Source organism: Catenibacterium sp., assembly GCF_052354645.1.
Lineage (GTDB): Bacteria > Bacillota_I > Bacilli_A > Erysipelotrichales > Coprobacillaceae > Catenibacterium > Catenibacterium mitsuoka_A.
This window is the reverse complement of sequence record NZ_DAWDDM010000227.1, coordinates 1-3270: the sequence shown is the minus strand read 5'-3', so window position 1 is coordinate 3270 and position 3270 is coordinate 1. Positions and strand designations below refer to the sequence as shown.

The following is a 3270-nucleotide window of genomic DNA, read 5'->3' as shown; positions in this document are numbered from 1 at the left end:
ATTACTCTTGGGACTATCTCAATAACTGCACTGAGTACTGATCCACTAATAAATGGTGAGAAGACGAAAGATGTCACTGTTGGCTGCATTGTGTTCATTAATAATGAAGATAAACCAAATACAAGACCAATAAGACATCCCTGCTTAGTACCTAATACAATAGCCGCAATAATAACTGGAACATGAAGCAATGTTGCTCTTAAAGGTCCAATAGGGATAAATCCTAAAAATGGTACCATGACCATAACTGCTTCAATCGCAATAAATAATGCAAGTAAAGTAAGATTCTTTGTTTTTTTGTTATTCATTTGTTTCCTCCACTGTCATTTGCATACGCAATATGACGTAAATATAATTTTGCCAGCAGAATATTAAGTTAGCTCCTAAATAGGTAGCCACAGGGCATATCCTACACAGCAAAACCATTATATACTCATTTTTTGGAAATGAAAAGCATTACATTTTCCCATACTAGATGTCATTTACTGGAGAACGAGCCGGATGTCTTGCATCCTTTGTTTTATCATAACTGACTTTTTTCTCTAAGTTTCTATTATAATCACGTTGGAATATACATGAGAAAATAAGATTTAAAATATAGTCCATAGAAAGATTTGAAGCAAAAGGTGCTATTTTAGTAAAGATTTTCTCTCTTGAACCAACCCTTAATATCACATTACCATAATGTGATAGCTGATTATCGCCAAGAGAAGTAATCACAATCATCTTTGTCCCCTTCTCTTTTAAGGTCTGGGCAATACGGATGATTTCAGCTGTTTCTCCTGAATAAGAGAGAATCATTGCAAGATGTGATGAAGAAGAGTTATAAGCTAAAAAGATCTGTTCTCCTTCTAGTGTACGAATATTTACGTTACGTCCAATACGCGTCATCTTATGCTGAAAGCTTAATGCTTCTAACATGGAGTTACCATTTCCATATATATCTATAGAATCATATTGATTCATAAGTTCTATTGCATGTCGTAAATCATCAAAATCTATTAATTTAATTGTATCATCTATCACTTCCCTACTCATTGTACCTAACTTATAAGCAATCTGAGGATAGTTGTCTTCGGGACCAAAAGGAAAGTTAACATCGATTCTTTTAGTTTTAGTAAGTGTATATTGTAGTTCTGCTGAATACTTTATTTTAAAGTCATTGTAGCCTTCTAGACCTAGTTTACGGCATAGTCTCACTATTGTGGCAGGAGATGTATATGTTCTTTTTGCAAGTTCCTTAATAGATAGATTCAATACATCTTCACCATGATTTAATATGTAATGGGCAATTTCCACTTCAGCATGTGTGAAATCTAATGCGAATTCTAATTGTGTCATTATACTCATTGTTTATCACCTGATTCAATTATATCATGAAACGTATTTTCAATAAACTTGATTTTTAACACTCTTTTTTGAAACAAAATTAAAACTCTATCCGTACATATTTACTTCTCTAAATAGTTATGTGAAAATATTTTTGTACCATTAAGGAGGACGAATAAATGGAAAAGAAATTACCAAAAGATTTTTTCTGGGGTGGTTCAGTATCATCATTCCAGACTGAAGGTGCCTGGGATGAAGGCGGAAAAGGTTTATCAATTTATGATGTAAGACCTACACCAGAAGGACATGCTGACTGGAAGGTAGCAATTGATGAATATCATCGTTATAAAGAGGATATTCAGTTAATGAAAGAAATGGGATTCAACTTCTACCGTTTCTCTATTTGCTGGAGCCGTATTATTCCTAACGGTGATGATGAAGTCAATGAAGAAGGTGTACAGTTCTATAATAATTTAATTGATGAATTGATTGCGAATGGTATTACACCAATGATTACATTAGTTCATTTCGATATGCCTTATCATTTAGTAAAGGAATATAACGGTTTTGCATCACGTAAGGTTGTTGATTTATTTGAACGTTATGCAAGAGTTTGTATGGAACGTTTTGGTGATAGAGTTAAACACTGGATGTCATTTAACGAACAGAACCTACATTCATGTAACTTAATCTATTCAAATGCAGAAATTATACCTGAAGGAAAGTCTAAGGCTGAACATCTTTATCAGGTAGCACATAATGTTATGATTGCTCATTGTAAAGCTGTTAAGGCTTTAAGAGAATTAGTGCCAGATGCTAAGTTTGGTGGTATGACAACTATTACTAACTTCTATCCTGCAACTGATACACCAAAGAATAACTTATTCTGTCAGAAGGCTTATGATTTAGTCAATGACTGGGTATGTTATGTACAAGCAAATGGTAAATACCCAAGATACTATACAGCATACTTAAAGAACAGAGGTTGGTTCCCTGTATTTGAAGAAGGCGATGAAGAGTTACTAAAGTATACATGTGATTATTTATGCTTCTCTTACTATCGTTCTAATACACTTACTGAAGGTGAATTTGATATGACTACACCTTTCAATGATATTGTAGAAAAGCATGTTGTAAAGAACCCTCACCTAGAAGCGACTGAATGGGGCTGGGAAAAGGATGCCATTGGATTTAGATGGGTCATGAATACTTTAAGTGAAAGATATGATCTTCCATGCTTTGTATTAGAAAATGGTATGGGTGCTAGAGAATCATTAAATGAAAATGATACTGTAGATGATGATTATAGAATTGAATATCATCGTAATCATATCCAGGAAATGAAGAATGCGATTCTAGAAGATGGTGTTGACTGCTTAGGTTATATCACTTGGGGTCCTATTGATATTCCTTCTTCTAGCTGCCAGATTGCTAAGAGATATGGTTTCGTATATGTTAATAGAACTGATGAAGAACTATTAGACTTAAGAAGAGTACCTAAGAAATCATTCTATTGGATCTCTAAAGCATTTAAATCAAATGGTGAAGATTTAGACTAATAACCTGAAGCCTCAATTGTGAGGCTTTTTTCTTTTCCTTAGCATCGCTTAGTAAAATACTAATTTCTTAAGAATTTCTTAATAAAATTGAGTAGATTAACTGTAATAGTTTGATTTTCGAATATAAATAGTGTATTATGGCGTTGGTAAAAAATGATTGAATGCTTTTACAAAGGGTAAAAGTGGAGGTATCTAATGAAAACAAGTTTAGTTATTATGGCTGCTGGTATTGGTTCACGTTTTGGTGGAGGAATCAAGCAGTTAGAACCAGTTGGACCTAATGGTGAAATTATTATGGATTATTCAATCCATGATGCAATCAAAGCAGGTTTCAACAAAATTATCTTTATTATCCGTAAGGATATTGAAGAAGACTTCAGAG

At 33.4% G+C, this 3270-nt stretch carries 3 protein-coding genes and 1 pseudogene; 2 read left to right on the top strand and 2 right to left on the bottom strand.

Annotated features, from left to right (window positions below):
* Both ACT8VG_RS09070 and ACT8VG_RS09065 read right to left on the bottom strand, forming a co-directional pair.
* Positions 1–308: ECF transporter S component (locus tag ACT8VG_RS09070; protein WP_444195677.1), on the bottom strand; the 308-nt coding region annotated here is incomplete at its 3' end.
* Between the two features lie 163 nt (positions 309–471).
* Positions 472–1350 (bottom strand): MurR/RpiR family transcriptional regulator, encoded by an 879-nt coding sequence (locus ACT8VG_RS09065; RefSeq protein ID WP_418221342.1) that lies wholly within the window; start codon positions 1348–1350, stop codon positions 472–474.
* A gap of 158 nt (positions 1351–1508) precedes the next feature.
* Between ACT8VG_RS09065 and ACT8VG_RS09060 the strand changes: the two genes are divergently transcribed.
* Both ACT8VG_RS09060 and ACT8VG_RS09055 read left to right on the top strand, forming a co-directional pair.
* A complete protein-coding gene (locus ACT8VG_RS09060) occupies positions 1509–2888 on the top strand; it encodes a glycoside hydrolase family 1 protein (protein WP_217106402.1) in 1380 nt (459 codons plus the stop codon).
* A 195-nt stretch (positions 2889–3083) separates the two neighbouring features.
* Positions 3084–3270: pseudogene (locus ACT8VG_RS09055) on the top strand (nucleotidyltransferase); the annotation flags it as partial.

Bases quoted from the DNA above. Each gene is read 5' to 3' on its own strand.
- ACT8VG_RS09065 (WP_418221342.1), bottom strand. From the start codon at position 1,350: ATGAGTATAATGACACAATTAGAATTCGCATTAGATTTCACACATGCT.
- ACT8VG_RS09060 (WP_217106402.1), top strand. From the start codon at position 1,509: ATGGAAAAGAAATTACCAAAAGATTTTTTCTGGGGTGGTTCAGTATCA.